The 4,705-nt window shown below is 72.4% G+C and carries 1 protein-coding gene; it reads right to left on the minus strand.

The window, feature by feature from the left end; all coding sequences use genetic code 11:
- Positions 1-4,615 (minus strand): SDR family NAD(P)-dependent oxidoreductase (locus ABD785_RS41080; RefSeq protein WP_344840323.1); only part of this gene is annotated, 4,615 nt, incomplete at its 3' end.
- Positions 4,616-4,705 lie beyond the last annotated feature (90 nt).

Consider the following 4,705-nt stretch of genomic DNA (forward strand, 5'->3'; position numbering starts at 1 on the left):
TATCCACCGACACCGCAGGACCCTCCAAACCCAACACATACGCCACCCGACCCGACACCACCGAACCCAACACACCCGTCATGAAGCCCTCGACGCCCGGGCCGCCGCCGTTTCCTTCAAAAGACCTGAAGCTCTCGGCGCGGGCAGCCAGCCCGTAGTCCTGGCCGAAGACTCCCGCGAACACACCGGTCCGCGAACCCCGCAGACCCAGCGGATCGATTCCCGCGTCCTCCAACGCCTCCCACACCACCTCCAGCAACAAACGCTGCTGAGGATCCATCGCCACAGCCTCACGCGGCGAAATCCCGAAGAAAGCGGCATCAAAACCCGCCACGTCATCGAGGAACCCACCCACACGGACGTACGATTTCCCCGCCGCGTCCGGATCGGGGTCGTACACCCCTTCGACATCCCAGCCACGGTCCGAGGGGAACTCCGACACGCCCACGCGTCCCGACGCCACCAGATCCCACAGGGCGGCCGGAGAGCCGACTCCGCCGGGAAAGCGGCAGCCCATTCCGACGATGCCGATCGGGTCGCCGTCCACGCGCGGACCCGTGCTCGTCACCGGCGCGTCGATCGCGGGCTCGGGGAAGAGCAGCCCGTACACATACCCGGCCAGCCGCATCGACGTCGGATAATCGAACACCAACGTCGCAGACAGCCTCAACCCCGTCACCAACGCCAACCGATTACGCACCTGCACCGCACCCAACGAATCCAAACCAAGATCATCAAACTTGACGCCGGCCCCCACCCCCACGCCACCCACATGACCCAGCACCCCCGCGACCTGACGGACCACGAGATCGAGAACATCCCGTCGCCGGTCCGCCTCGTCCAAGCCGGCCAGGCGGCGGCGCAGATCATCGGTGGAGTTTCCGGGGACGCGGCGCCGGGTCGCGGCCGTCAGCTCGGTGAGCATCGGTGGCAGCAGGCCCGCCACGGCGCGGGCCCGGAGCGCGGGGCCGTTCCATCGGGTCGCGACGAGGTGGGCGTTTGGCTGGTGGACCGCGGTGTCGAGGAGGGCGAGCGCGTGCCCGACGGGCAGGGGTCGGACGCCCTCCGCGCTCATGCGTGCGGAGTCGGCCGCGCTCAGGCGTTCCGTCATGCCGCCGGTGGGCTCCCAGGGGCCCCATGCCACCGACACCGCCTCGAGCCCCGTGGCGTGACGGTGCGCCGCGAGCGCGTCCAGGAAGGTGTTGGCGGCGGCGTAGTTCGCCTGCCCGGGGCCGCCGACCGTTCCCGAGAGGGAGGAGAACAGGACGAACAGGTCCAGGTCCAGGTCCCGTGTCGCCTGGTGCAGGTACCAGGCCGCGTCCGCCTTGGCGGCCAGGACGCGGTCCAGCCGCTCCGCCGAGAGGGACTCCACGAGGCCGTCGTCCAGCACGCCGGCGGTGTGGACCACCCCCGTCAGCGGGGACGCTCCGTTGACCCCGGCGACCAGGGCGGTCACCGCTTCGCGGTCCGTCACGTCGCAGGCCACGATGTCCACCAGCGCGCCGGCCGCGCCCAGTTCCCGCCGCAGGGCGTCCGCGCCGGGGGCGGCCTCGCCCCGCCGACTCGCCAGCACGAGCCGCGCCACCCCGTGCCGGGTGACGAGGTGGCGGGCCACCGCCGCGCCCAGCCCACCGGTACCGCCGGTGACCAGCACCGTTCCGCCGGAGAACCGGCCCGGGCCGGCGGGCGCCGCCGCCTCCCCTTCGGTGGCGGCCTTCACGAGCCGGGCCGCGTGCACCACTCCCGATCGGACGGCGGCCTGCGGTTCTCCGGAGGCCGCCACCGAGCCGATGATCGCCCCGAGGTTCTCCGCGTCGACGCCGGCGTCGGCATCGACGAGCAGGAAGCGGCCCGGATGCTCCGACTGGGCCGAGCGGATCAGCCCCCATACCGCCGCACCCGCCAGATCGGTGACGTCCTCCCCCGGCAGGGCGACCGCTCCCCGGGTCAGGACCAGCAGCGACGCTCCGGAGCATCGCTCGTCGGCCAGCCATGCCCGCACGGCCTCGAGCACGAGGCCGGCGGCTGCACGCGTCCCCTCCACCGGATCCCCTGCCGCCGCGGGGGGCTCGAACACGACCGTTCCCTGCACGGGGTACCGCCCGGTGCCGACCTCGGCGTCCGCCCAGCGCCGCCACACGCCCTCACCCTCACCGGTCTCCGGAACGGGTGACCATCGCACCTGGTAGAGCCCCTCTGTCCGCCCGGACGTCTCTTGAAGCGGAACAGGCCGGGTGGTCAGGGACCGGACCGACAGCACCGGCCGTCCGGTCGTGTCGGCCGCCAGCACCGAGACGGCGCCGGACGTCCCCGCCGGGGAGATGCGCACCCGCAGCGTCGAGGTGCCCTCCGCGTGCAGACGGATCTCCTCCCAGGCGAAAGGCAGCGCGATCGAGCCCGCTTCCCCCGGCCCGGCCAGCAGGGCGGCGTGCACGACGGCGTCCAGCAACGCCGGGTGCATTCCGAAGCCCGTCACCGCCGGGTTCGTGTCCTCGGGCATCGCGACCTCGGCGAAGATCTCCTCCTCGCGGCGCCAGAGGGACCGCACTCCCTGGAACGCCGGACCGTACTCATACCCCAGCTCCGCGAGGTCGGCGTAGCCGTCGGTGACGTCGACGGCCTCCGCACCGGCCGGGGGCCACTGGGCGAGGGTCTCCGTGCCCGGTGCGTCGTCGTCAGTGAGCGCTCCCTGGGCGTGGAGCGTCCAGGATGCGCCTTCGTCGGCGTCGGCCCGCCGGGAGGAGATCGCCAACGATCGCGTGTCGGCGTCCGCCTCGGTTCCGGACACCACCACGCGCAGGTCGACGGCGCCGCTGCGCGGCAGCACGAGAAGCTCGTGCAGGGTCAGTTCGCGGATGCCCGCGCATCCCACCTGGTCACCGGCCTGGACGGCGAGTTCGACGAATCCGCTGGCCGGGAGGAGTACCCGTCCCGCCACCTGGTGGTCGGCCAGCCATGGGTGGGTCCGCAGCGACAGCCGCCCGGTGAGGACGACGCCGTCGGATTCCGGCAAGGTGACCATCGCGCCCAGCATCGGATGCTCGACGGCGTCCAGCCCGGCGCCGGTGACGTCTCCCCGGCCGGGTGGTTCCGGAAGCCAGAAGCGTTCGTGCTGGAAGGGATAGGTCGGCACGTCCGCGAGCCTGCCGCCGGTCGGGAGGCCGTCCCACCGCACCCGCGCTCCCGCTGTGTGCATCGCCGCGAGGGCCGTCAGCAGCGATGCGGCCTCGGGGGCGGACCTGCGCAGGATCGGCGTCGTGACGTACCGCTCCGCTTCGGTGTCCGGGGTGTCGAGGCATTGGGTGATGAGGTTGGTGAGGCCGCCGTCGGGTCCGAGCACCACGTATCGGCGGGCTCCGGCGGCCGCCGAGGATCGGATCCCGTCGGCGAAGCGGACCGTCTGGCGTACGTGCCGCGCCCAGTAGGCCGGCGTGCCGAAGTCCCCGTCGGCCGTGTGTCCCGTCAGGTTCGACAGCAGCGGTATCCGCGGGGTGCCGACCGTGATGCCCTCGGCGACCCGTTCGAACTCCTCCAGCATCGGCTCCATCAGCGCCGAGTGGAACGCGTGCGACACTTTCAGCGGTTCCGTGTCGTGTCCGGCCGACGTCAGCCGGGCGGCGGCTTCGGCGACCGCCGCCGCCGATCCGGAGATCACGATCGCCCTCGGCCCGTTCACCGCGGCGATGGCGGCGTCTCCGGCGAGGAGCGGCGCGACCTCGGTCTCGGTGGCCCGGACGGCGAGCATGGCCCCGCCCTCGGGCAGGGCCCCCATCAGCCGGGACCGGGCGATCACCAGTCGGGCGGCGTCCTCGGGCGAGAGCACCCCAGCGACCTGTGCCGCCGCGAGTTCACCGACCGAGTGGCCGATCACGAGGTCGGGTGTCAGGCCGCACTGTTCGAGCAGGCGCGCGAGTGCGATCCCGATCGCGAACAGCAGCGGCTGCGCGAGCTCTGTGCGGCGCGATGTGCTCTCGTCGCCGTCCCACAGCATCGCGCGCCAGTCGCCGGCGGCCGATCCCGTGTCGCGGCCGTCGGAGGAGGCCGGCAGGTGCCTGCCCAGTTCTTCCAGCGTTTCGTCGAGGCTTCGTGCGAAGTCCGGGAAGGCGGCGTAAAGTTCGCGGCCCATTCCGGGCCATTGCGCGCCCTGGCCGGGGAACACGAAGACCGTCCTGGCCTGCGGTGTTCCCTCTTCTACCGAGGGTTCCGGGTCCGGATCCGAGGTGAGGGCCGCCGTCGCGGCGAGCAGTTCGCCGCGGCCGGTGCCGATCGCGACCGCCCGGTGCCCGAACACCGGTCTGCGCGCCAGGGTGTGGGCGACGTCGGCCGTGGTGAGGCCGGGGTGGCGTGCCAGATGTTCGGCCAGCCGTGCGGCCTGGGCGCGCAGGGCCGGGCGGGTTCTGCCCGACAGCGGCCATGCCAGGGGCCGGTCGTCGGGGAGTGCCGCCGTCGTGTCGGCGGGGGCCTGTTCGAGGATGACGTGGGCGTTGGTTCCGGAGATGCCGAAGGAGGAGACGGCCGCTCTGCGCGGACGGCCCGTCTCCGGCCAGGGCCGCTCCTCGGTCAGCAACCGGACAGAGCCCGAAGACCAATCCACCTTCGACGTCGGCGCGTCCACGTGCAATGTCCTCGGCATGACCCCGTGACGCATCGCCTGAATCATCTTGATCACACCACCGACACCCGCGGCCGCCTGCGTATGACCGAT

Source organism: Actinocorallia longicatena, from assembly GCF_039534125.1.
Classification (GTDB): Bacteria; Actinomycetota; Actinomycetes; order Streptosporangiales; family Streptosporangiaceae; genus Actinocorallia; species Actinocorallia longicatena.